Annotated in this window: 24 protein-coding genes and 1 tRNA gene; 14 read left to right on the top strand and 11 right to left on the bottom strand. The window is 66.8% G+C overall.

What is annotated here, in order from left to right; genetic code table 11:
* Positions 1-94 precede the first annotated feature (94 nt).
* Positions 95-1,348: a DNA polymerase IV gene (locus QMG28_RS03420; protein WP_281840760.1), complete on the top strand. Its 1,254-nt coding sequence runs from the start codon at positions 95-97 to the stop codon at positions 1,346-1,348.
* Between the two features lie 3 nt (positions 1,349-1,351).
* On the opposite strand, the gene QMG28_RS03415 is transcribed toward QMG28_RS03420, so the two are convergent.
* Positions 1,352-2,218 (bottom strand): N-formylglutamate amidohydrolase, encoded by an 867-nt coding sequence (locus QMG28_RS03415; RefSeq protein ID WP_281840759.1) that lies wholly within the window; start codon positions 2,216-2,218, stop codon positions 1,352-1,354.
* A 158-nt stretch (positions 2,219-2,376) separates the two neighbouring features.
* Here QMG28_RS03415 and QMG28_RS03410 point away from each other — a divergent pair.
* Both QMG28_RS03410 and ykgO read left to right on the top strand, forming a co-directional pair.
* A tRNA-Val gene (locus QMG28_RS03410) sits at positions 2,377-2,451 on the top strand.
* 67 nt (positions 2,452-2,518) lie between these two features.
* Entirely contained in the window at positions 2,519-2,644 is a 126-nt protein-coding gene (gene ykgO, locus QMG28_RS03405; protein WP_028287243.1) for a type B 50S ribosomal protein L36, read from the top strand.
* A 65-nt stretch (positions 2,645-2,709) separates the two neighbouring features.
* Here the strand turns inward: ykgO and QMG28_RS03400 are convergent, their stop codons facing one another.
* The gene (locus tag QMG28_RS03400; protein WP_281840758.1) at positions 2,710-4,308 is read right to left on the bottom strand and encodes a peptidoglycan-binding domain-containing protein; all 1,599 of its coding nucleotides are present in this window, start codon (positions 4,306-4,308) and stop codon (positions 2,710-2,712) included.
* Positions 4,309-4,487: 179 nt separating this feature from the next.
* Between QMG28_RS03400 and QMG28_RS03395 the strand changes: the two genes are divergently transcribed.
* The 3 genes from QMG28_RS03395 to QMG28_RS03385 are packed head-to-tail and all read left to right on the top strand — an operon-like array spanning position 4,488 to position 7,360.
* Positions 4,488-5,147 carry a histidine phosphatase family protein gene (locus tag QMG28_RS03395; protein ID WP_281840757.1) on the top strand — a complete coding sequence of 220 codons (660 nt, stop codon included), beginning with the start codon at positions 4,488-4,490 and terminating at the stop codon, positions 5,145-5,147.
* 11 nt (positions 5,148-5,158) lie between these two features.
* Positions 5,159-6,214: a saccharopine dehydrogenase gene (locus QMG28_RS03390; protein WP_281840756.1), complete on the top strand. Its 1,056-nt coding sequence runs from the start codon at positions 5,159-5,161 to the stop codon at positions 6,212-6,214.
* 3 nt (positions 6,215-6,217) lie between these two features.
* The gene (locus QMG28_RS03385; RefSeq protein WP_281840755.1) at positions 6,218-7,360 is read left to right on the top strand and encodes a saccharopine dehydrogenase family protein; all 1,143 of its coding nucleotides are present in this window, start codon (positions 6,218-6,220) and stop codon (positions 7,358-7,360) included.
* A gap of 229 nt (positions 7,361-7,589) precedes the next feature.
* On the opposite strand, the gene dapB is transcribed toward QMG28_RS03385, so the two are convergent.
* A complete protein-coding gene (gene dapB / locus QMG28_RS03380; RefSeq protein WP_281840754.1) occupies positions 7,590-8,399 on the bottom strand; it encodes a 4-hydroxy-tetrahydrodipicolinate reductase in 810 nt (269 codons plus the stop codon).
* 70 nt (positions 8,400-8,469) lie between these two features.
* Here dapB and rbfA point away from each other — a divergent pair, with 70 nt between their 5' ends.
* The gene (rbfA, locus tag QMG28_RS03375) at positions 8,470-8,877 is read left to right on the top strand and encodes a 30S ribosome-binding factor RbfA (protein ID WP_281840753.1); all 408 of its coding nucleotides are present in this window, start codon (positions 8,470-8,472) and stop codon (positions 8,875-8,877) included.
* Positions 8,877-9,785: a tRNA pseudouridine(55) synthase TruB gene (gene truB, locus QMG28_RS03370; RefSeq protein ID WP_281840752.1), complete on the top strand. Its 909-nt coding sequence runs from the start codon at positions 8,877-8,879 to the stop codon at positions 9,783-9,785. The genes rbfA and truB overlap by 1 nt, the downstream gene beginning before the upstream one ends.
* Before the next feature lie 29 nt (positions 9,786-9,814).
* Here the strand turns inward: truB and deoA are convergent, their stop codons facing one another.
* Positions 9,815-11,119 (bottom strand): thymidine phosphorylase, encoded by a 1,305-nt coding sequence (gene deoA / locus QMG28_RS03365; RefSeq protein WP_281840751.1) that lies wholly within the window; start codon positions 11,117-11,119, stop codon positions 9,815-9,817.
* Positions 11,120-11,214: 95 nt separating this feature from the next.
* Here deoA and QMG28_RS03360 point away from each other — a divergent pair, with 95 nt between their 5' ends.
* Complete coding sequence (locus tag QMG28_RS03360) at positions 11,215-11,721, top strand: DUF1643 domain-containing protein (RefSeq protein WP_281840750.1); 507 nt, start codon at positions 11,215-11,217, stop codon at positions 11,719-11,721.
* Positions 11,722-11,785: 64 nt separating this feature from the next.
* On the opposite strand, the gene QMG28_RS03355 is transcribed toward QMG28_RS03360, so the two are convergent.
* Together QMG28_RS03355 and QMG28_RS03350 are read right to left on the bottom strand one after the other, a co-directional pair.
* A complete protein-coding gene (locus tag QMG28_RS03355; RefSeq protein WP_281840749.1) occupies positions 11,786-12,574 on the bottom strand; it encodes an exodeoxyribonuclease III in 789 nt (262 codons plus the stop codon).
* A 73-nt stretch (positions 12,575-12,647) separates the two neighbouring features.
* A complete protein-coding gene (locus tag QMG28_RS03350; RefSeq protein WP_281840748.1) occupies positions 12,648-13,025 on the bottom strand; it encodes a VOC family protein in 378 nt (125 codons plus the stop codon).
* Between the two features lie 75 nt (positions 13,026-13,100).
* Between QMG28_RS03350 and soxR the strand changes: the two genes are divergently transcribed.
* From soxR to QMG28_RS03335, 3 genes are read left to right on the top strand one after another with little or no spacing between them, the layout of a single operon-like run.
* Positions 13,101-13,562 carry a redox-sensitive transcriptional activator SoxR gene (soxR, locus tag QMG28_RS03345; protein ID WP_281840747.1) on the top strand — a complete coding sequence of 154 codons (462 nt, stop codon included), beginning with the start codon at positions 13,101-13,103 and terminating at the stop codon, positions 13,560-13,562.
* Positions 13,563-13,613: 51 nt separating this feature from the next.
* Positions 13,614-14,078: a hypothetical protein gene (locus QMG28_RS03340; RefSeq protein ID WP_281840746.1), complete on the top strand. Its 465-nt coding sequence runs from the start codon at positions 13,614-13,616 to the stop codon at positions 14,076-14,078.
* Positions 14,079-14,119: 41 nt separating this feature from the next.
* Positions 14,120-14,629 (top strand): hypothetical protein, encoded by a 510-nt coding sequence (locus QMG28_RS03335; RefSeq protein ID WP_281840745.1) that lies wholly within the window; start codon positions 14,120-14,122, stop codon positions 14,627-14,629.
* Positions 14,630-14,802: 173 nt separating this feature from the next.
* On the opposite strand, the gene QMG28_RS03330 is transcribed toward QMG28_RS03335, so the two are convergent.
* A complete protein-coding gene (locus QMG28_RS03330; RefSeq protein ID WP_281840744.1) occupies positions 14,803-15,489 on the bottom strand; it encodes a response regulator transcription factor in 687 nt (228 codons plus the stop codon).
* A gap of 154 nt (positions 15,490-15,643) precedes the next feature.
* Here QMG28_RS03330 and ribA point away from each other — a divergent pair, with 154 nt between their 5' ends.
* Together ribA and QMG28_RS03320 are read left to right on the top strand one after the other, a co-directional pair.
* The gene (gene ribA / locus QMG28_RS03325) at positions 15,644-16,729 is read left to right on the top strand and encodes a GTP cyclohydrolase II (RefSeq protein WP_281840743.1); all 1,086 of its coding nucleotides are present in this window, start codon (positions 15,644-15,646) and stop codon (positions 16,727-16,729) included.
* A 17-nt stretch (positions 16,730-16,746) separates the two neighbouring features.
* Entirely contained in the window at positions 16,747-17,244 is a 498-nt protein-coding gene (locus tag QMG28_RS03320; protein ID WP_281841056.1) for a L,D-transpeptidase family protein, read from the top strand.
* 257 nt (positions 17,245-17,501) lie between these two features.
* Here the strand turns inward: QMG28_RS03320 and QMG28_RS03315 are convergent, their stop codons facing one another.
* The 4 genes from QMG28_RS03315 to QMG28_RS03300 form a co-directional block, all read right to left on the bottom strand.
* Complete coding sequence (locus QMG28_RS03315; protein ID WP_281840742.1) at positions 17,502-18,821, bottom strand: M16 family metallopeptidase; 1,320 nt, start codon at positions 18,819-18,821, stop codon at positions 17,502-17,504.
* Complete coding sequence (locus tag QMG28_RS03310; protein WP_281840741.1) at positions 18,818-20,164, bottom strand: M16 family metallopeptidase; 1,347 nt, start codon at positions 20,162-20,164, stop codon at positions 18,818-18,820. Before QMG28_RS03310 ends, QMG28_RS03315 begins: the two co-directional genes overlap by 4 nt.
* A 94-nt stretch (positions 20,165-20,258) precedes the next feature.
* Entirely contained in the window at positions 20,259-20,789 is a 531-nt protein-coding gene (locus QMG28_RS03305) for a DUF3035 domain-containing protein (RefSeq protein WP_281840740.1), read from the bottom strand.
* Between the two features lie 63 nt (positions 20,790-20,852).
* Positions 20,853-21,326 (bottom strand): signal peptidase II, encoded by a 474-nt coding sequence (locus tag QMG28_RS03300; RefSeq protein ID WP_281840739.1) that lies wholly within the window; start codon positions 21,324-21,326, stop codon positions 20,853-20,855.
* Position 21,327: the final 1 nt, after the last annotated feature.

The following is a 21,327-nucleotide window of genomic DNA, read 5'->3' as shown; positions in this document are numbered from 1 at the left end:
TTTTCCCGAATACTATATGTTATCGCTATCATAATAAAAAACAGCATCTTATCCCCCCGTGCGAGTTCGCCGAACTCTGCTATACTCGCCCATCATGCCCGCCCTCTGCCGCGATTGCCTCACCCCCTTCGATGCCGGCCCCCGCTGCCCGAAATGCCGCAGCCCAAGGGTCGTCTCGCATCCCGAGCTGTTCAGCCTTTCCATCGCCCATATGGATTGCGATGCCTTCTACGCCTCGGTCGAAAAACGCGACAACCCCGGGCTGGCCGACAAGCCGGTGATCATCGGCGGCGGCAAGCGGGGCGTGGTCTCCACCGCCTGCTACGTCGCCCGCATCCGCGGCGTCCACTCCGCGATGCCGATGTTCCAGGCCCTCAAGCTCTGCCCCGACGCCGTGGTCATCCGCCCCCGCGGCAGCCACTACGCGGCGGTCTCGAAAGAAATCCGCGCCTTCATGGAGGCGCTCACCCCGGCGGTGGAGCCGCTCTCCCTCGACGAAGCCTTTCTCGACATGACCGGCACCGAACGGCTGCACCACGCCCCCCCGGCGGTGATGCTGGCGGGGCTGGTGAAGCGGATGGAAGACGAGCTCGGCCTCTCCGGCTCGATCGGCCTCAGCCACAACAAATTCCTCGCCAAGATCGCCTCCGACCTCGACAAGCCACGCGGCTTTTCGGTGATCGGCCGGGCGGAGACGGAGGACTTTCTGCGCGACAAGCCGGTGCGGATGATCTGGGGCGTGGGCACGGCAATGCAGACCAGTCTGGAGCAGGCGGGCATCCGCACCTTCACCGACCTGCTGCGCTGGGACAAGGAAGACCTGCACGCCCGCTTCGGCGCGATGGGCGACAGGCTCTGGCACCTCGCGCGCGGCGAGGATCGGCGCAGGGTCTCGGCCAATCATCCGATGAAGTCGATCTCGAACGAGACGACCTTTTTCGAAGACACCGCCGATCCCGAATTGCTCGACGGCCATATCTGGCGGCTGTCGGAGAAGGTGTCGGACCGGGCCAAGGCGAAGGACATCGCCGGCCGGGTGGTGACGCTGAAGCTCAAGCGCGCCGATTTCCGTACCCTGACCCGCCGCATCTCGCTGGCCGATCCCACGCAATCGGCCGACCGGATCTACCGCACCGCACGCGATCTGTTCGCCAATGCCGCCAGCGAGGGGCCGTTTCGGCTGGTCGGCGTGGGGCTCTCTGAACTCGGGCCGGGCAGCGCCGCCGATCTGTCGGGCGATCTGCTCGACCCGCAGGCCGCCAAGCGCCGCGCCGCCGAGAAGGCCACCGACGCGATCCGCGCCCGGTTCGGCAGCGATGCGATTCTCAAGGGGCGGTCGATACGCTAGGCGCTATTCGGCGGCCAGCGGCATCTCGTCGGCGGGCCGGCCGATCTCGGCGATCTCGGCGATGATTCCCCCCAGCAACCGGCGCAGGTTGTCGAAATTGCCGTTGGGACGAATCTCGGCCTCGTTCATGTAAAGCGAGCGGTCGATCTCGATCTGCACCACATGCTGGCGGCGCGAGGGCCGGCCATAGGCCTGCGCGGTGTAAGCGCCGGCGAAGGGTGTGTTGCGCCCGACCTTGAAACCCGCATTGCGGAACGCGGCTTCGATCCGGTCCACCATCTCGCCAGCCGCCGCCGCGCCGAAGCGGTCGCCAACCACGATCTCGGGCTTCACCGTGCCGGTGCGGCACAGGCTCTGCACCGCCTCATGCGGCATCGAATGGCAATCGACCAGCAGCGACTGACCGAACAGGGCGTTCGATTCGTTCAGCAGCGCCTGCAGCCTGGCATGATAGGGAAACCAATGTTCCTGAAGCCTGGCCTGCGCCTCGGCCAGCGTCAGCTTGCCACGATAGATCTCGCGCCCACCCGCCACGACGCGGGGAATCACCCCCAGCCCGGAACTCACGCGCGGATTGTGCCCACCGCGCTTGAGGCCACGGATCAGGGCCGGGTCCAGCTCCTCGGGGCCACGGTTGAAATCGACGAAGGCGCGCGGCGCCCGGGCCACGAGCAGGGGCGCGCCCTGCGCCGGGGCATCGGCGAACAACATGTCGACAAAGGCGTCTTCCGACGAGCGGATCGTGTGTTCGTCGAGCGCGGAGCGGCGCAGAAAGGCCCAGCCGTAATCGCGCCCGGAATGAGGCGAGGCAAAGACCACGCTGGTCGAGCGGTGACCCGGCATGAAAACATCATAGGCGTTCTGGTGCATCGCCACCTCCTGCAAGCACTATAGAGGCATAATCGGCGCGGCCAAAAGCCCCTTGCGCGCGCCCCTGCAACCTTCTATAGAACCGCGGACCGGCGCGGGGTTTCCCGCGTCTGTTTGTTTGGACCCGCCCCCCGGGGCGATCCCGGCAGGCACATATCGGGCGATTAGCTCAGCGGTAGAGCACTTCGTTGACATCGAAGGGGTCACTGGTTCGATCCCAGTATCGCCCACCATCGCTGCCCGGAGACGGGCATTAGGATTAACTGGCGCTCCCGGCGCCGCGACATGAGGAGAAGGGCCATGAAAGTCCGCAACTCGCTCCGCTCGCTGAAGTCCCGGCACCGCGACTGCCGCGTCGTGCGCCGCAAAGGCCGCGTCTATGTGATCAACAAGACGCAGCGCCGCTTCAAAGCCCGTCAGGGCTGAGCAAAGCAGAGCATTGATCAGGAAAGGCCGCCGGGCATACCGGCGGCCTTTCTGCTTTTTCGGGCTCAGCGCACCGCCAGCAGGCGCACCATCGTGGCCTGGGTCACATAGCCCGACACCTCGATACCGGCGGCCCGCTGGAACTGCCGAATCGCGCGGCGGGTCTTCTTGTTGAAGGTGCCGTCGGTCGGGCCGGGATCGTAGCCTGCGGCTTTCAGCCGGTTCTCCACCAGCAGCCGCGTCACGCCATTGCCCGCCACACGCTCCTCCTCGGCCTTGGCCGCCGCATTGCCGGCCTCGGCGGTGAGGGCGTCGAGCCGGGCGCGGGCCTCCTCGGAGAAGGCGCCGCGCGGGTAGCGGTCAAGATAGCGGCGGTAGGCGGCGGCATTGTCTTCGCGGCGCACCTGATCCCAATAGGCCCGCTCCTCCTCGGCCGCCGCCGCACGCCTGGCCTCTTCGATCTCGGCCAGCCGGGTTTCGGCCACATCGGAAAACAGCCCGTCGGGATAGCGGGCAAGGTAGGCACGCAGGCCCGCCTCATCGCCGCCCCGGCCGGTTTCGCGCCAATAGGCGGTATCCTGGCGCTCTTCCTCGGCCTTGCGGGCCGCCGCTTCGCGCTCAAGCTCGGCGGCGCGCACCGCCGCCCGGTCAGCCAGCACCCGCCTCTGGTCGGCGGTGATGTAGCCGGTCGCCGGGTAGCCGCTCGCCGTTTGCCAGGCCGTGATCGCAGCCCGCGAGCCGGGGCCGAAGATGCCGTCGATCCCGCGCGGATCGTAGCCCAGCAGCGACAGGTCGCGCTGGATGTCGCGGCGTTGCTCGCGGCTCAGCGCCAGCGCGGCCTCGCCGTCTTCCGCCCGGGTGCTCGCATCGTCCCTGAGCGCGCCGATGGCGGCCCGGGCGAGGGCGGCAAAACGCCCGTTGGGATAGGTGTCGAGATAGGTCTGGAATGCCTCCGCCGTGCCCATTGTTTTGACCACATCCCAGAATGCCGCCTCGCGGTCGACGCCCGGCGCGGACGGCAGCGGGGTGAACGGGATGGTATCGGGCAGATCTCCGGTCGCGGCGATGCTGTCGGGCAGGGCGCGCAGCACCCGCCCCGGCACAAGCAGCGTGCCGGTGGCCGTGCTCACCAGATCCGCGGCGGGGCCTTCGAACAGCGCCACGCCCTCGGGGGCCTCAAGCACCAGCTCCGGCAGAAGCCCCGGCCCGCCCGGATCTTCCTCGCCCGCCGGTGAAAGCATCACCACGGCGCGTCCGGGATGGGCGGCGGCAATGTCGAGCACCGGCCCGAGCGGCACCGCCCCGGTGCCGATGGTGAAATCGGTGGGGTCTTCGGCATAGCGGGTAAGAAACCACGATTCGCGCGTCGTCGACAGAATATGGCCGGTCACGAAAACGAAGACGCGCTCCGCCTCTTGCGCCTCGGCACGGAACCGCTCCAGCGCTTCCGCCGCGCCGGCGGCGTCACGGTCGAGGGCCGAGACGATCGCGAACCCCTCCGCCTCCAGCGCCTCGGCAAGCGTCGCCGCCTCCGCCGCGCCGTCGAGATCGGGCAGGTAGCGGTAATCGCTGCCCGCAACGATCAGCGCGACATCATCGGCAAGGGCCGGGATCGGCGCAAGGGCAAGTGCGCCGAGCAGCACGGCGCCTGTGGTGTGTTTCATCGTCTATCCTCCCGCAGCAGGTTTGAGGTCAGCTTCGGCCAGAAATGGGGAAATACAAAGCCGCTATGCAATAACAGGCGCTTTCCCGCCACGCCTGCCGGAGCGGTTTTGGCCGCCTTGCCCCTTTCACCCGGGGAGCCGGCGCGATAGCTATCCGGGGAACCGATGCAGGAGTTCCCATGTCGCAGATCACGCTTATCCGCCACGGTCAGGCCAATTCCCGGGCTACGACGGAAGCGGGCTATGATGCCCTCTCGCCGCTCGGGCACCAGCAATCGGCCTGGCTTGGCGGCTACTGGCGCGACCTGGGCACGGGGTTCGACCGGGTCTATTCCGGCGCGCTCACCCGCCATCGCGAGACGGCACAGGCGATGGAGGCGGGGCAGTACAGCGAGCCCATCGTCGATCCCCGGCTGAACGAGGTGGAATATTTCGATCTGTCGAACCGGATGCACGAGCAGTTCGGCCTCGCCATGCCGACAGACCGCAACGCCTTTATCGACCATATGCCGCTGGTCTTCACCGCCTGGCAGGACGGCAGGATCGAGGGCGCATCGGAAAGCTTTCACGATTTCCAGAGCCGGGTGGACGATGTGCTGCACGAGATCGCGGCGGGCAAAGGCCGGGCGCTGGTCGTCACCTCGGGCGGGCTGATCGCGATGGCGATCCGGGTGGCGATGGGGCTGGAGCTGGGCGCCTTCGCCCGGCTGGCGCTGACCATCATGAACACCTCCGTCCACCAGCTGCACCCGGTCGGGGCGGGCCTCACGCTCACGCAGTTCAACGCGGTGCCGCACCTCGCCCCGCCCGACCGCCAGCACGCGCAGACCTATATCTGAGGAGAGACCGCATGACACATCTCTGGGTGCGCGCCGAACAGCGGCCAAACGAAGAGCGGGTGGGCCTCACGCCGCTGGGCGCGGCGCGGCTGATCGCGGCGGGGATGAAGGTAAGCGTCGAGGAAAGCGCCCAGCGCAAGATCGCCATCGACGGCTATGCGAAAGCGGGCTGCGAGATCGTGGCGGAGAATGCCTGGCCCGGGGCGCCGGCGGATGCGATCATCTTCGGGCTGAAGGAATTGCCCGACGACGACACACCGCTGAGCCACCGCCACATCATGTTCGGCCACGCCTTCAAGGGCCAGCATGCGGGCCGGCGCCTGCTCGGGCGGTTCGCGGAGGGCGGCGGCACGCTCTACGATCTGGAATATCTCCTGGATGAGGACGGGCGGCGGGTGGCCGCCTTCGGCTATTGGGCGGGCTATTCCGGCGCGGCGGTGTCGCTCAAGGCCTGGGCGGCGCAGGAAGCGGGCGGCATCTGCCACCCGGTCAGCACCTATGCCGACAAGCAAGCGCTCGTCGAAGAGCTGCGCGCCGAACTGGCCGCGACCGCCCGGCCCCTGCCCCATGCCCTCGTCATCGGCGCGCTCGGCCGCGTGGGCACCGGGGCCGCAGATCTCTGCGCCGAGCTGGGCATGGACGTAACCCGCTGGGACATGGCGGAGACGGCAAGCGGCGGCCCTTTCCCGGAAATTCTGCAGCACGACATCTTTCTCAACTGCATCTTCGCCCGGCCCGGCACGCCGGTCTTCGTCGGCCCCGACGCGCTGACCGCGCCGCGCCGCCTGAGCGTGATCGGCGATATCGCCTGCGACCCCGACAGCGACTACAACCCGGTGCCGATCTACACGGAAGCGACGAGCTGGCAGGCGCCGGTGGTGCGGGTTGCCGACACCCCGCCGCTCGACGTGATGGCGATCGACAACCTGCCCTCGCTCCTGCCCGTGGAATCGTCGGAGGATTACGCGGCGCAACTCTTGCCATCGCTCCTGACGCTGGACAGGCTGGAGACAGGCGTCTGGGGCCGCGCCAAAGCCACCTTCGACGCGCATATGAAAGGGATCTGAAGCATGACCATCCACTGGTGCGGCACCGGCCTTTCGGCCATTCCCGGCCTGCGCAAGCTGATCGAGGACGGGCACGAAGTGGTGGTGTGGAACCGCACACCCGAAAAGGCGCGCGCCGCCATCGGCCACCTCACCACCTCGATCTGTACCTTCGAGCCCGAGGCTCTGGCCGAAGCGGTGAAATCGGATGACGTGGTGGTCTCGATGCTGCCCGCCGACTGGCATGTGAAGCTGGCCGAACTTTGCATCGCCAACGGCGCGCATTTCGTCTCGTGCTCCTACATCTCGCCGGAGATGCGCGCGCTCGACACAAAGGCAAGGGTCGCCGGCGTGGCGCTGGTGAACGAGGTCGGCCTAGATCCCGGCATCGACCATCTGATGGCGCATTGGCTGGTGGCCGATTACCGCCGCGCGCCCGGTTTCGATGCAAAGAACGTGGTGAGCTTCACCTCGTATTGCGGCGGCGTGCCGAAACACACGAACGCCTTCCGCTACAAGTTTTCCTGGTCGCCGCTCGGGGTGTTGAAGGCGCTGAAATCGCCCTCGCGCTCGATCCGGGCGCATGAGGTGCTGGAGGTTGCCCGGCCCTGGGATGCGATCACCTCCTACGATGCGCCGCTGCCGGTGCGCGAAACCTTCGAGGTCTACCCCAACCGCGATTCGCTGCCCTTCATGGCCGATTACCGCTTCGACGACGCCTGGCCGGTGAAGGAATTCGTGCGCGGCACGCTCCGGCTCAATGGCTGGGCGGACGCCTGGAAGGGTGTGTTTGCCGAAATCGAAACGCTTTCGGGGCCGCAAGGCGATGCCCGGCTCAAGGAAATGTCGGACCGGTTCTGGGCCGAGAATGCCTATGACGAGGGCGAACCCGACCGGGTGGTGCTTTGTGTGAGCCTGAAGGCAGAGAAGGAGGGCGTGCCGGTCTATCACAAGACCTGGACGCTCGACGCCTTTGGCGATGCGCGCGGCACGGCGATGGCGCGGCTGGTTTCGGTGACCGTGGCGCTGGCGGTGGACTCGGTGCTCCGGCGCCAGATCGGGCCGGGTGTCAGCGCCGCACCGTCGGACGAGAAGCTGGTGCTGAGCTGGCTCGATGCGATCGACGTGCAGGCGCAGCACATGGCGCTGGTTGACGAGCTGGGCTGAGCCGGGCGGCAAGCATTGCGGTGCTGCGGCTGTGGCTGCGGGTGGCGTCAGAAAACCGGCATACCGGGATTCCAGTTATCCGGATAAGTGGAGTCCCGCATGGCCACATTATTGTTGTTTTTCGCTTAGAATCAATGGATTGCAACTTGGGCGACGTGAGCGTCACCATCGGCTTCACAAATCGTTAACCATCCGCGCGCATCCCCCCGCCGCAGGCAGAGGCACCCCGTCACAGCCCCAGAACATCCATCATGTCGTAGCTGCCGGGCTTGCGGCCGATCCCCCAGAGCGCGGCCTTGAGCGCGCCACGGGCAAAGATGGCACGGTCGGTGGCGACGTGGCGCAGCACCACCCGCTCGCCGGGGCCGGCAAAGATCACGTCATGCTCGCCGACGATATCGCCGCCCCGGATCGCGGCAAAGCCGATATGGCCATCCACCCGCGCGCCGGTAATCCCGTCACGCCCCCGGTCGGCCACCCGGTCGAGCTTCACGCCCCGCCCCTCGGCGGCGGCCTCGCCCAGCATCAGCGCGGTGCCGGAGGGGGCATCGACCTTGTGCTTGTGATGGGCCTCGACGATCTCGATGTCGAAGACTTCATCGAGCGCCGCAGCCACCTTGCGGGTGAGTTGCACCAGCAGGTTCACCCCAAGGCTCATATTGCCCGCCCGCACGATGATCGCATGGCGCGCGGCGGCGTCGAGCCGGGCGATGTCGTCACCCGACAGGCCGGTGGTGCCGATCACATGCACGGCGCGGGCCTGGGCGGCGATGGCCGCCAGCGGCACGGTGGCGGCGGGGGCGGTGAAGTCGATCACCGCCTGGGCTTTCGACATCGCCTCCAGCGGATCGTCGGTCACCGGCACGCCCAGTGCCGCACCGCCCATCGCTTCGCCGATATCGCGCCCGACCCAGTCATGCCCGGACCGCTCCAGCACGCCGACGAGACGGGCCGCCGGGCTCTCGCTCACCAGCTTCACGAGCATCTGGCCCATCCGCCCCGATGCTCCGTTCACCACGATCCCCGGCAAGTCGCTCATCGCATCCTCCTGTTCTGCCCCCGTGGTAAGGCCTGTTGCGCGGGGGCGCAATCGGGCATAGATGGGCGCCATGGCTAAGAACCGCTTTCATCATGGCGAGGGTCCCTCGCAACGCCAGCTCCGCGTGGCCGAGCTGATCCGGCGCACCTTGTCCGATGTGCTGCTGCAGGGCGATGTGCACGATCCGGACCTGAACCGGATGTCGATCACCGTGGGCGAGGTGCGGGTCTCGCCCGACCTCAAGATCGCCACGGCTTATGTTCTGCCGCTCGGCGGCGCGCATCGCGACGAGGCGATCAAGGCCCTGGCCAGCCACAAGGGCGAGCTGCGCCATCTGATCGGCAAGGCGACGAACCTCAAATTCACCCCCGATCTGCGCTTCGTGATCGACGAGACCTTCGACCAGATGGACGAGACCCGCCGGCTGTTTTCCGACGAGCGGGTGCGTCACGACGTGGAACACGACGAGGAAGAATAATGGCCCGCAGGAAGAAGGGGCGCGACGTTCACGGCTGGCTGGTCGTGGACAAGCCCGCCGGTATCACGTCGAACGCGGTGGTGAACAAGGTGCGCTGGGCCTTCGGGGCGAAGAAGGCGGGCCATGCGGGCACGCTCGACCCGGAAGCCACCGGCGTGCTCGCCGTGGCCTTGGGCGAGGCGACCAAGACGGTGCCCCATATCACCGATGCGCTGAAGGCGTACCGCTTCACCGTGAAGCTAGGCGAAGCCACGAATACAGATGATGCGGAAGGCGAAGTGATCGCCACATCCGATGCGCGGCCTTCAGATGACGAGATCAAAGCGGCGCTCAAGGCTTTCGAGGGCGACATCATGCAGATCCCGCCGAAGTTTTCGGCGGTGAAGATCGACGGCGAACGCGCCTACAAGCTGGCACGCGACGGCGAGGATTTCGAGGTCGAGGCCCGGCCGCTCTACGTGGACGAAATCGAGATGGTGGCGCGGCCCGATGCCGACCATGCGGTGATCGAGATGGTCTGCGGCAAGGGCGGCTACGTGCGCGCTGTCGCCCGCGATCTGGGCGCGGCGCTGGGCTGTCACGGCCATGTGGCCGAGCTGCGCCGGGTCTGGTCCGGCCCGTTCGAGGCGGAGGAGGGCGTGAGCCTGGATCTGGTCGAGAAGCTGGCGCAGACGCCGGAGCTTGACGCCTATCTGCGCCCGCTGGAACAGGGGCTCGACGATCTGCCGGAACTGAAAGCCACCGTCGAGGGCGCCACCCGGATGCGCCATGGCAATCCCGGCATGGTGCTGGCCGCCGCTGATGTGGAATATGGCGATGAAGCCTGGGCCAGCTTCGAGGGCAAGGCCGTGGCGGTGGGCGTCTACAAGGCCGGCGAATTGCATCCGAGCCGGGTGTTCAACCAGTAAGCGCCGGTCTGCCCGCCGGGTGGCCTCGCTCAGTCGATGATTTTCAGCACGGGTTGCGGCACATCGGGTGCGGCGCCGATTGAATAAGCTTCCAGCACCTTCGCCTGCGCCGCATCGGCTTCGGCCTCGCTGTCGGCATGGATCACGCAAAGCGGATCGCCTTTCGTCACCTGCACCCCGAGATCCGCCAGATCCGTCAGCCCCACGGCGGGGTTGATCCTGTCATCGGCCCGCCGCCGCCCGCCGCCAAGCTCGACCACGGCCAGGCCGATCTCGCGGGTTTCGATCCCGGCGACATGGCCGGATGCGGGCGCGGCCACCGCGCGGGTGAGTCCCGCCGTGGCGAGATGCCTGCCGGGGCTTTCGATGAAATCCGCAGGCCCGCCCAGCGCGGCGACCATCTTGCCGAACAGCTCCGCCGCCGCGCCGCTTTCCAGCGCCGCCCGGGCTTTGGCCAGCCCCGCGTCCCGGTCCGCCGCCAGCCCGGTGATCGCCAGCATTTCAGCGGCCAGCGCCAGTGTCACCTCCGCCAGCCGCGCGTCCCGGCGCGCGCCGGTGAGGAAGTCGACGGCGTTCTGCACCTCGATCGCATTGCCCGCGGCAGAAGCGAGCGGCTGGTTCATATCGGTGATCAGCGCATTGCACGACAGCCCCGCTTCGCGCGCCACGCCGGTGATGCTCGTCGCAAGCTCCACCGACCGCTCGAAGGTGCTCATGAAAGCGCCGTTGCCGGATTTCACGTCCATCACCAGCCCTCCCAGCCCCGCCGAAAGCTTCTTCGACAGGATCGAGGCGGTGATGAGCGGCACGCTTTCCACCGTCGCCGTCACATCGCGGGTGGCGTAGAAGCGTTTATCGGCGGGGGCGAGATCGGCGGTCTGGCCGATGATGGCGCAGCCGACCTCGGCCACGACCTTTCGGAACAGATCGTTGTCGGGCTGGCTGGTATAGCCGGGGATGCTGTCCATCTTGTCGAGCGTGCCGCCGGTATGGCCAAGGCCCCGGCCCGAAATCATCGGCACGTAACCACCGCAGGCGGCAACGATGGGCGCGAGCATGAGCGAAACGTTGTCGCCCACCCCGCCGGTGGAATGCTTGTCGACCACCGGACCGGGCAGATCCCAATGGAACACATCGCCCGAATCGCGCATCGCCAGCGTCAGCGCTGCGGCCTCTGCATGGGTCATGCCCTGGAAAAACACCGCCATCGCAAAGGCGGCCACCTGCCCCTCGCTGGCCGACCCGGTCGAGATACCCTCGACCATCGCCTTGATTTCCCCGGCCGACAATTCCGCGCCATCGCGCTTGTGGCGGATGATTTCCTGCGTCAGCATCCTGTATCTCCTCTGGGCATCATTTTGACCCGATGGACAAATTTCGCAAGAGGGATCGCTTGCGATTTTCCGCGCGACGGGCGAAAACCTCGGCCATGATCATCCGCTCCCATATCAAGGACGATGCGCCCTCGACGGCAATCTACTCCGCCTGCGAGCGCTACCGCTACATGCTTACGCGCACCTGGGATGAGAACGGGCGCAAGGCGCTCTTCGTGATGCTCAATCCCTCGACGGCCACCGAGGTGCAGAACGACCCGACGGTGGAGCGCTGCGAGCGGCGGGCGCGGACGCTCGGATTTGGCGCCTTCCGGGTGACCAATATCTTCGCCTGGCGCGACACCGACCCGCGCCAGATGCGCCGGGCGGCGGACCCGGTCGGGCCGGAGAACAACGCCGCCATCCGCGAAAGCGCCACCTGGGCCGACCAGGTGATCTGCGCCTGGGGCACCCACGGCGAACATATGGACCGTGGCCCTGCCGTCGAACATCTGCTGCGCGAGACCGGACGGCCGCTGTTCCATCTCGGGCTGACCAAGGCAGGCCATCCCAAGCACCCGCTCTACATTTCCTACGAGAAACAACCGGAGCTCTGGGGCTAAGGCGCGTTCAGAAGGCCGGGTGCGCCCCTCTGCCCGGCCCGAAAGCCACCCCGCCGCGATGGGTTCAGAGATCGAAGGTGGCAAATACCGGCGCGTGGTCGGAGGGCTGCTCCCAGCCGCGCACGGCGCGCAGGATGCGGCTGCCATGGCCCGCGTTGGAAATATCCGGCGTCGCCCAGATATGGTCGAGCCGGCGGCCCTTGTCGGCGGCGTCCCAGTCCGGCGAGCGGTAGGACCACCAGGAATAGAGGTTGCCCTCAGGGATATCCTGCCGGGTGATGTCCACCCAGCCGCCCGCCTCCTGCGTGTCGCCCAGATGCGCGACCTCGATCGGCGTATGGCTCACCACCCGCAGAAGCTGCTTGTGGCTCCACACGTCATCCTCGCGCGGCGCGATGTTGAGATCGCCGACGAGAATCGCCTTTTCGGGCCGCTCGGCATGGAACCAGTCGCGCATCTCGGTGAGATAGTCGAGCTTCTGACCGAACTTCACGTTCACCTCGCGGTCGGGCTTGTCGCCCCCGGCGGGCACGTAGAAATTGTGGATCACCACGCCGTTTTCCAGCCGCCCGGCCACATGGCGGGCATGGCCGAGACTGGCGAAATCCTTGTCGCCCACATCCTCGATCGGCAGCTTCGACAGGATCGCCACGCCGTTATAGCCCTTCTGCCCGCGCGCCACGATGTGATGATAGCCAAGCGCCTGGAAGCCTTCGAGCGGGATCTTCTCCACCGGGCTCTTGCACTCCTGCAGGCAGAGCACATCGGGCGCCTCTTCTTCCATCAGCTTGCGCACCAGCTCCTCGCGCAGACGAACCGAGTTGATGTTCCAGGTGGCGAGGGTGAAGCTCATGGGGTCCTCCGAAGCTGCATTGCGCGACCCTACTGCCATTCGCGCGCCAGGAAAACCACCCGCGCCGTGCCGCTCAGGCGTAGCTCACCACTTCCCATTCCACGCCGTCGCCATCGTGGAAGTAGAAGCGCCGGCCCGGTTCGTAATCTGCGTGATTGAAGGGCCGGAAGCCCAGCGCTTTCACCCGCGCCTCGGTGGCGGCGATGTCATCGACCACCACGCCGATATGGTTGAGCCCGCCACGGATGCCGTAGCTGTCGACCGCCGGTTCGCTTTGCACCTTCGGGGCATAGAGCGCGACGTAGAAGTCATCGCCGCCCACATGCGCCGTTTCGCCACCGTGAATCGCCGGCCCCTGCCAGCGCGTGCGCCAGCCGAACGCCTCGGCGAGCCAGGCCGCCGTGGCCGACGGGTCCGAGACCGTTACGTTCACATGTTCGAGCGCGCCCATGTCGTTTCTCCTTGATTCGTTTCGGATGTTGCTGTGGTAATCCCTCAAGCGCACTTGAGATCAAAGGAAATCCGCATGGCCCCCCGCGCGCATGAAATCACCATCGGTGCACTGGCCCGGCGCACCGGGCTGGCCCATTCCGCGATCCGCTATTACGAAGACGAAGGGCTGGTGCATCCCGAGCGCACCGCCGCCGGGCAGCGCCGGTTCCTGCGTTCGGATATCCGCCGCCTCTCCTTCGTGATGATCGCGCAGAAGCTCGGCTTTCCGCTCGCGCGTATCCGCACCTTGCTGGAGGCTCTGCCCGACCGGCGCACGCCCAACGCACGCGACTGGGGCAGGATCTCGACCGAGATTCGCGGCGAGCTCGATGCGCGGATCGCCGAGTTGACCGCCCTGCGCGACAAGCTCGACGGCTGTATCGGTTGCGGCTGCCTCAGCCTGGGCAAATGCGCCCTCTACAACCCCGACGACACCGCCGCCACGAAAGGCACCGGGCCGCGCTATCTGATGGGAGACAAGCCCCCGGCGCGCTGATAGATTTTGCGGGTTCGAGTCGTTTTTTAGCGCTATTTCAGAAGGTTCATCATGGCCCGCCTTGCCCTCGCCGCTGCCGCCCTGCTGTATTGCTCCCCCGCCCTCGCCGAAGAAGGCGGCACGTTGTCGGGCACGTTCGGCGCCGACGATGCCGCGCTGACGCTCTGGGCCGCCCAATCGGATTTCTGGGGCAGCGCCGCAAGCGGCGGCGTCTCGATCATGGCGATGTCCGAGACCGGCACGCTGTCGCTGGGGTTCGAAACCTCCGGGCAGACCGCGACCCTGCCGGAGATCGCCTGGCGCCTGCGGGGCGATACGGCCGGCTACTTCGCCGATGAAGACAGCGGCGCCACGGTCACGCTGACCGGCATCGGGATGCAGGGCGCGGAGCTGCACGTGACCGGCGAGGTGAGCGCCCAACTGGCCTACTCGACCGATTTCGGCCGGACGCTGGACATGAACAATACCGTGCCGGTGCAGCTTGCATTCGATGTGACGCTCGCCGAGCTCGACTAGGGCAACGCCCGCCGCAGGGGATCAATTGGAAAGGACACTTCATGCACCGGATGCTTACCGCTCTCACTTTCGCCCTCGCGCCGCTGGCCGCAAACGCCGAGCAGATCGGCACCGTCACCGCCACCGTCGACGGTGCCGAGATGACATGGTATCTCGCCGCCGAAAACGGCGAGAGCCAGTCCTTCGCGATGAAGGCCGGCGGCATCCCCGCCTACAACATCTCGGTCTGGGCCAATCCCGAGCCGGATGTGCTGGCGGCGCTGAAAGGCGCGCTGGTGCTGGATTTCATCGTGCCGGCCGCCGGCGGCGTTGCCATGGCGCCGGGCCTCCAGTTCTTCGAAAACGGCTATTCCGGCTTCTGGGTCGCGCTGGACGAAGGCGAGATCTCGGTCGCGCTCAGCGGCTTCGAGATCGCGGAGGACACCATATCGGTCAGCGGGCAATTCGAGGCCACCGCCGCCTTTACCGATGATTCCTCGACGCTTGAGACCGATCCGAACCGCACCAAGAGCTTTTCCGGCGCTTTCGAAGCGACGCTCCCCCTGCGCTGAAAAAAGAAGCCCGGGCGTTATGCCCGGGCCAGTCCAACAGGGAGGATCCCGCGCCATTACCCCGACGCGGTCAGGGGATCTCGTTGTTCGCTATTGCGAAACAATTCGCCTTCGATTGCAAGATTACCGGACAAAAAGGGCAAGATTGTGGCTGCCGGCACACCCTGTGGCAATCATGCCACAAGCCGGTAGCCGCCGCTCTCGGTCACCAACAGCCGGGCGTTCGACGGATCGGGTTCGATCTTCTGGCGCAGGCGGTAGATATGGGTTTCCAGCGTATGCGTGGTCACCCCCGCATTGTAGCCCCAGACCTCGTGCAGCAGCACGTCGCGCGCCACCACGCCTTCCTGCGCCCGGTAGAGAAACTTGAGAATATTGGTTTCTTTCTCGGTCAGGCGAATCTTGCGCTCGTCCTCGGTCACCAGCATCTTCATTGCCGGTTTGAACGTATACGGCCCAAGCTGGAAGACCGCATCTTCGCTCTGTTCGTGCTGGCGCAGTTGCGCACGGATACGGGCAAGCAGCACGGGAAATTTGAACGGCTTGGTGATGTAGTCGTTCGCCCCCGCATCGAGGCCGAGGATCGTATCGGCATCGCTGTCATGGCCGGTGAGCATGAGAATCGGGCATTTCACCCCCTGCTTGCGCATCAGCTTGCACAACTCGCGGCCATCGGTGTCGGGCAGACCCACATCGAGGATCACGAGGTCATAGAGGCCCTCCTTCGCCTTCTGCATCGCCTCGGCGCCATTGGCGGCTTCGAAGACATCGAAATCCTCGGTCATCACCAGTTGCTCGGCCAGCGCCTCGCGCAGATCGTCGTCATCGTCGACGAGCAGAATGTTTTTCTGGGTGGGCATGTCTGTCCTCCGTGTTTGCTCACACATATCTGTGACCGCATCACGCGCACGGCAATAATTGCTGCAGACGGCTCACGCGCTCGTGTCGAAATGGCGGTATTTGTTTCACTTTTGCGGGAACGGGCCTATCTAGGGGCAGCGAAACGAGGATCAGATGCCGCTCCAGCCCGACCCGAAAGAACTTGCCGCCCGCGCCCGCGCCGATCTGCGCGTGGGGCTTGCGGTGGTGCTCGGACTCGATGGCGCGGCGGCACTGGTGGCGGCCGCCGAGACGCTGACGGCGGACAGGCTCGCGGCAATGCGCACCATCGCCCCGCCGCACCTGGCCATCACCCCGCGCCGGGCCGAAACGCTGAAGGCGCGCGCCTATTCCGACAATGTGGCGCGGGTGACCCTGCCCGACGATGCGGGCGTCGACTGGGTACGGAACATCGCCGATCCGGCGGACGATCTGATGATGCCGCTCAAGGGCCCGCTCGCCACGCTGCGCGGCGGGGCCGAGGGTATTGCCCATGCCGCGCTCCGGCTGGCGAAGTCGGCCCACCTGCTGCCCGCGGCGCTGGTGGTGCCGGTCGAGGATGGCCCGGCCCTCGCCGCCGCCAACGGGCTGACCTGGCTCGACCTGACCGGCGCGGATACGCTGTGGCAAACCGGCACGCTCACCGAGGTTTCGGCAGCGCGGGTGCCGATGGAGGTCAGCCGCGCCGGGCGGCTCCACATCTTCCGCCCCGGCGATGGCGGCGAAGAGCATTACGCGGTGGAAATCGGCCGGCCCGACCGCGCGGAGCCGGTGCTCGCCCGGCTGCATTCGGCCTGCTTTACCGGCGATGTGCTCGGCAGCCTCAAATGCGATTGCGGCCCGCAGCTTCATGCCGCGCTCGCGGCGATGGGCGATGCCGGCGCGGGCGTGCTGCTCTATCTCAACCAGGAAGGGCGCGGCATCGGCCTTGCCAACAAGATGCGGGCCTATTCGCTGCAGGATCAGGGGTTTGATACGGTGGAGGCCAACCACCGGCTCGGCTTCGAGGACGATGAGCGCGATTTCAGGACGGGTTCGGAGATCCTCAAGGCGATGGGCTTTCACAGCGTCCGGCTGATGACGAACAACCCCCGCAAGGTGGCGATGATGATGGCCAACGGCATCGAAGTGGCCGAGCGCGTGCCGCTGAAAGTGGGAGAGAGCGACGAAAACCGCGCCTATCTTGCCACCAAGGCCGCGAAATCCGGCCATCTGCTGTGACACCACACCGGGGCGACATGGTGGTGACGCGCTGGGGCGCGCGCTTCATGGGCCGCCGCTTTCCCTGCGCCATCGGGCGCGGCGGGATGACGGCGGACAAGCGCGAAGGCGACGGCGCGACGCCGCTCGGCGCCTGGCGCCTGATGCTGGGCGGCTACCGCGCCGACCGTGCCCGGCCGCCGCGCACGGCCCTGCCGCTCAGCCCTATCGGCCCGCGCGATGTCTGGTCCGACGATGTGGCCGACCCGGACTACAACCAATGGCGCACGGGATTCACCTACCCGTTCTCGCATGAGCGCCTGCGCCGCAGCGACCCGCTCTATGACCTGTTCCTCGTCAGCGACTGGAACTGGCCCAACGCCGAACCGGGCAAAGGCTCGGCGATCTTCGTCCATCGCTGGCGCAAACCCCGCCACCCCACGGCAGGCTGCATCGCCTTCCGTCCCGATCACCTCGCCTGGATCGTCACCCGCTGGACGCCGCGCAGCCGGATCATCCTGCGGGATGCGGGCTGACCGGGGCTGCGGCGCCCTGAGTCCAAGACCCCGGTTGCACATCAGAGCGGCGGAACGGCTGCAATATCTTTCCGATGTCCGCTACGGCGCCAGGATTCTAGCGTTCTGGAGTCGCTCACCGGATATAAAATCGCATAATAACAATACGCTAAACATCTCGCGGCGTTCACCACCCATTCATCCGTCACCGAAATGTAAACGCCGCCCCCGGTTCACCCGGCGGCGGCGTTTGCTTTGGCATACGGCTGTGCGGCCGCTCAATCCCGCTCGGTGCTCTCCACGCCTTCCGGCTCGCCCACCACCACGAAGCGCAGCGCCGCGGGGTCGAAGAGCCGGGCAGCGACGCGGTTCACCTCGTCGAGCGTCACCGCCTCGATCCGGGCGTTGCGGGTCTTCACATAGCTCGTCGGGTAGCCGTCGAGCTGCATGCTCACGAGAATGCGGGCGATCGGGCCGTTGCCGTCGAAGCGCAGCGGATAGGCGCCGGTCAGATAGGTCTTGGCCGCGTTCAGCTCGTCTTCGGTGATGCCCTCCTCAGCGATCCGCGCCCATTCGGCGCGCACCACCTCGATGGTCTGCGCCATTGCCGGGTTCACCGACGAGACGACGCCGACAATGCTTTCCGAATAGTCCGAATCCACCAGGTAGGTCCGGATACCATAGGTCAGCCCGCGCTTTTCGCGCACCTCCTCCATCAGCCGGCTGTTGAAGCCGCTGCCGCCGAGAATGGTGTTGAGGATATAGGCGGCGAAGAAATCCGGATCGTCGACCGAAATTCCGGGCTGGCCGAATTGCGCCACCGATTGCGGCGAGCCGAAGGGCACCACGGTGATGCCGCCGGCTGCGCCGAAGGGCACCGGATCGGGCAGCGCCGCGCCGGTCTGTGGCAGGTCCGCCAGCAGCGTATCGAGCAGCGTGCCGAGCTGGTCGGCGGTGATGTCACCCACCGCCGAGATCATCACCCGGTCACGCGCGATGCTGCGCCCGAACGCCTCGACGATATCGTCGCGCGTCAGGGCGGCGACGCTCTCGGGCGTGCCGCCGAGATAGCTGCCATAGGGATGATCGCCATAGGCCAGCGCGTCGAAGGCGGAGGAGGCGAGCGCGTTGGGATCGGTCGCGCGCGATTTGAGATTGGCGAGCACCTGCGCGCGCACCCGCTCGATGGCATCCGGGTCGAAGCGCGGCTCGGTGAGCGCGCTGTGCAGCAGGGCCACCGCCGCATCGCTGTTTTCGGTCAGGAACCGCGTTGAAACCGACAGCGTGTCGTCGCCCACGTCGAAGCGGAAGCTGGCGGCGAGCGCATCGCGCGCTTCGGCGAAGGCGCGGGCGTCCAGATCGCCGGCGCCTTCCTCGATCAGCGCGGTCATCAGATTGATCGCGCCGCGCTTGCCGGGTGCATCGAGCGAGGCGCCGCCGCGAAAGCGCAGCTCCAGCGCGACGAAGGGGATCGACGGCTCCTCCACCAGCCAGGCCGTGAGCCCGCCGGGCGATGTCACCTCCTGAATGTCGATCTCCGCCCGCGCGGGCAGGGCGGAAAGAAGAATGAGGATCAGCGTGGCGGCAAGGCGTTTCACAGCGCGCCCTCCCCGCCCTCGGGCACCAGCCAGCCGGTGACGGAGGCACGTTTGTCGAGCACGTCGCGGGCGGCCTGCATCACGTCCTCTGGCGTCACGCTTTGCAGCAGCCCGGGCCAGGATTGCACATCGGCAATCGTGAGGCCGGAGGTGAGGGCACGCCCGTAGCGGTCGGCCAGATCGCCCACATCGTCGAGCGCATAGATCTCCGAGGCGCGGATTTTCATCTTGATCCGCTCGAACGCCGCCATATCCGGCCCGGTATCGAGAAAGCCGGCGATCTGCGCATCGAGCGCTGCTTCGGCATCGGCGAGGCTCACCCCCTCGGCGGGCACCAGCGCGACGGAAAAGGTGCTGTCGTCCAGCGCAGTCGCGGCGTAGCCGGCGCTGGTATAGATGGCGCTCTGCGTGTCGAATTGCAGCGCGCGGCCCAGCACCGAGGTGGCGCCGTCACCGCCCAGCAGCTCGGCGAGGAAGACGAGCGCCGCCGCTTCGCGCTGGTCGCCGCTGGTGCGCTCGGGGGCGAGATACATCCGCAACAGCGAGGGCTGCGCGACCCGGGCATCGGCCAGCACCATGCGCCGCGCAGCGCGCGAGGGCGGTTCCTGCGGCCGCGCACGCGGGCCGAGCCCCTCGGTTGGGGCAAGCGGGCCGTAATGCGCCTCGGCAAGCGCGCGCACCTCGTCGGGCGTCACATCGCCCGCGACGATCAGGATCGCATTGTTGGGGGCGTAATATTGGCGGTAGAAGCCAAGCGCATCGTCGCGGGTCAGCCCCTCGACCTCGGATTTCCAGCCGATCACGGGCAGGCCGTAGGGGTTGTTGCGGTAGAGCGCGGCGCGCATCTCTTCGCGAAACAGCGCGCCCGGGTCGCTGTCGGTGCGGGTCGCGCGCTCTTCGAGGATGACATTGCGCTCGGTGTCCACATCTTCCGGGGCGAGCACGAGATGGCGCATCCGGTCGGCTTCCATCTCCATCATCAGGCCCAGCCGATCGGCGGCGATGCGCTGGTAATAGGCGGTGTAATCGTAGGAGGTGAAGGCATTGTCGGTGCCGCCATTGGCCTCCACCACCTTCGAGAACTCGCCCGCCGCGCGCGTCTCGGTGCCCTTGAACATCAGGTGTTCGAGAAAATGCGCGATACCCGATTTGCCCGGCTGCTCGTCGCCCGCGCCGATCCGGTACCAGACCATGTGGACGACGACGGGCGCGCGGTGGTCTTCGATCACCACCACTTCCATACCGTTATCGAGGGTGAAATCGGTCACCTCGCCGGCCGACATGGCCGGGGGCGCGATCAGGGCGGCCCACAGGGCCAGTGCCGCAATCGGGGCAAATCTCATCCGTGCGTCTCCTTGGGGCTGCCTGTGACCCTAGCTTGGGCCAACGCGGCCCGAAGGCAAGCCCGGCGCGCGGGCTTGTGATCGAAGCGCGGGGTTATTCGACGGCGATTTGCGGATCGGGCGGCGCCGAGGGCGTCCAGATCCCCCTGGCGCGCAGACGGTCGAGCTCGATGTGCTGGTCCAGAGACATGGGCTTGTAGCTGTCGAAATAGACGTTCACGTTGAACAGCCGTTCCAGCAGAAGCCCGTTGTTTTCCTCGCGCCAGGCAAGGTCTTCGGCGGCCAGCGTGGCGCGGATATCGGCGGGCACGCCGTAACGCGAGGTGTAGGAGATCAGCGTTTGTTCACCGGCATAGATTCGCCCGTCGGTCAGCCGGTCGGGGTTGCCGCCAAGCGCGGCGATGGCGTCGGCCTGCGGCGTCGGGTCGGCAAGGTTGGTGCCGCCCGGCGTCGGGTCCGGCAGGCTGGTATAGTCTTCCGGGGCTTCCAGCGGCTTGGTGGGCAGGACCGCGAATTCATCCGGCGCATCGGTACGGATGTTCATCAGCTGCGGCTCGCCATCGCAGGCAGACAGCGCTGCAAGGCCGACGAGAGCCAACACCGTTTTGCCCAACCTGCCCCGCATGGACATCTCCTTACACCCGAGCTTTGCCCCTCTTTACCGCATAAGATTCGGCGCGTCACGGGGCTATTGACCCGATTTCCCCGTACCGGAAAACAGCGCCAGCCCCACGGCGCCGAGAAACACCCCGATATCGGCCACGTTGAACGACCACGGGTTGACGATCCCGCAGCAGGACATGTTGAGAAAATCCGCCACCGCGCCATAGAGCACGCGGTCGATCACATTGCCGATCGCACCGCCGACGAGCAGGCCCGCGAAGATCTGCGCGGCCCTGCCGAAGCCGTCGCGCCGGGCCCACCAGATCAGCAGCGCCGAGATGATCAGCGCCACGCCGATCAGCACCCAGCGCATCACGTCATGGTCCGACGCGCCGAGGCCGAAATTCACCCCCCGGTTCCATGCCATGCGGAAGGTGAGAAACGGTGGCAGAACGTCGATCTGCCCCCGCGTCTTGAGATCGAGCAGGTGCACGACTCCCGCCTTCGTGATCTGGTCGAGGGCGAGCGTCAGCCCGCCCGCAAGCGCCATCCACCGCATG

It is taken from the genome of Sinisalibacter aestuarii (assembly GCF_027923545.1).
Taxonomy (GTDB): domain Bacteria; phylum Pseudomonadota; class Alphaproteobacteria; order Rhodobacterales; family Rhodobacteraceae; genus Sinisalibacter; species Sinisalibacter aestuarii.
This window is presented reverse-complemented; position numbering and strand designations above follow the sequence as displayed.

Excerpts from the sequence above, each read along its gene's own strand:
- QMG28_RS03305 (WP_281840740.1), bottom strand. The coding sequence starts at position 20,789 with ATGCGGGGCAGGTTGGGCAAAACGGTGTTGGCTCTCGTCGGCCTTGCA.
- deoA (WP_281840751.1), bottom strand. The coding sequence starts at position 11,119 with ATGCTGACGCAGGAAATCATCCGCCACAAGCGCGATGGCGCGGAATTG.
- QMG28_RS03395 (WP_281840757.1), top strand. The coding sequence starts at position 4,488 with ATGTCGCAGATCACGCTTATCCGCCACGGTCAGGCCAATTCCCGGGCT.
- QMG28_RS03300 (WP_281840739.1), bottom strand. The coding sequence starts at position 21,326 with ATGCGGTGGATGGCGCTTGCGGGCGGGCTGACGCTCGCCCTCGACCAG.
- QMG28_RS03355 (WP_281840749.1), bottom strand. The coding sequence starts at position 12,574 with ATGAGCTTCACCCTCGCCACCTGGAACATCAACTCGGTTCGTCTGCGC.
- ribA (WP_281840743.1), top strand. The coding sequence starts at position 15,644 with ATGCCGCTCCAGCCCGACCCGAAAGAACTTGCCGCCCGCGCCCGCGCC.
- rbfA (WP_281840753.1), top strand. The coding sequence starts at position 8,470 with ATGGCTAAGAACCGCTTTCATCATGGCGAGGGTCCCTCGCAACGCCAG.
- QMG28_RS03350 (WP_281840748.1), bottom strand. The coding sequence starts at position 13,025 with ATGGGCGCGCTCGAACATGTGAACGTAACGGTCTCGGACCCGTCGGCC.
- QMG28_RS03310 (WP_281840741.1), bottom strand. The coding sequence starts at position 20,164 with ATGAGATTTGCCCCGATTGCGGCACTGGCCCTGTGGGCCGCCCTGATC.
- QMG28_RS03360 (WP_281840750.1), top strand. The coding sequence starts at position 11,215 with ATGATCATCCGCTCCCATATCAAGGACGATGCGCCCTCGACGGCAATC.
- soxR (WP_281840747.1), top strand. The coding sequence starts at position 13,101 with ATGGCCCCCCGCGCGCATGAAATCACCATCGGTGCACTGGCCCGGCGC.
- QMG28_RS03400 (WP_281840758.1), bottom strand. The coding sequence starts at position 4,308 with ATGAAACACACCACAGGCGCCGTGCTGCTCGGCGCACTTGCCCTTGCG.
- truB (WP_281840752.1), top strand. The coding sequence starts at position 8,877 with ATGGCCCGCAGGAAGAAGGGGCGCGACGTTCACGGCTGGCTGGTCGTG.
- QMG28_RS03340 (WP_281840746.1), top strand. The coding sequence starts at position 13,614 with ATGGCCCGCCTTGCCCTCGCCGCTGCCGCCCTGCTGTATTGCTCCCCC.
- dapB (WP_281840754.1), bottom strand. The coding sequence starts at position 8,399 with ATGAGCGACTTGCCGGGGATCGTGGTGAACGGAGCATCGGGGCGGATG.
- ykgO (WP_028287243.1), top strand. The coding sequence starts at position 2,519 with ATGAAAGTCCGCAACTCGCTCCGCTCGCTGAAGTCCCGGCACCGCGAC.
- QMG28_RS03335 (WP_281840745.1), top strand. The coding sequence starts at position 14,120 with ATGCACCGGATGCTTACCGCTCTCACTTTCGCCCTCGCGCCGCTGGCC.
- QMG28_RS03320 (WP_281841056.1), top strand. The coding sequence starts at position 16,747 with ATGGTGGTGACGCGCTGGGGCGCGCGCTTCATGGGCCGCCGCTTTCCC.
- QMG28_RS03330 (WP_281840744.1), bottom strand. The coding sequence starts at position 15,489 with ATGCCCACCCAGAAAAACATTCTGCTCGTCGACGATGACGACGATCTG.
- QMG28_RS03385 (WP_281840755.1), top strand. The coding sequence starts at position 6,218 with ATGACCATCCACTGGTGCGGCACCGGCCTTTCGGCCATTCCCGGCCTG.
- QMG28_RS03390 (WP_281840756.1), top strand. The coding sequence starts at position 5,159 with ATGACACATCTCTGGGTGCGCGCCGAACAGCGGCCAAACGAAGAGCGG.
- QMG28_RS03415 (WP_281840759.1), bottom strand. The coding sequence starts at position 2,218 with ATGCACCAGAACGCCTATGATGTTTTCATGCCGGGTCACCGCTCGACC.
- QMG28_RS03420 (WP_281840760.1), top strand. The coding sequence starts at position 95 with ATGCCCGCCCTCTGCCGCGATTGCCTCACCCCCTTCGATGCCGGCCCC.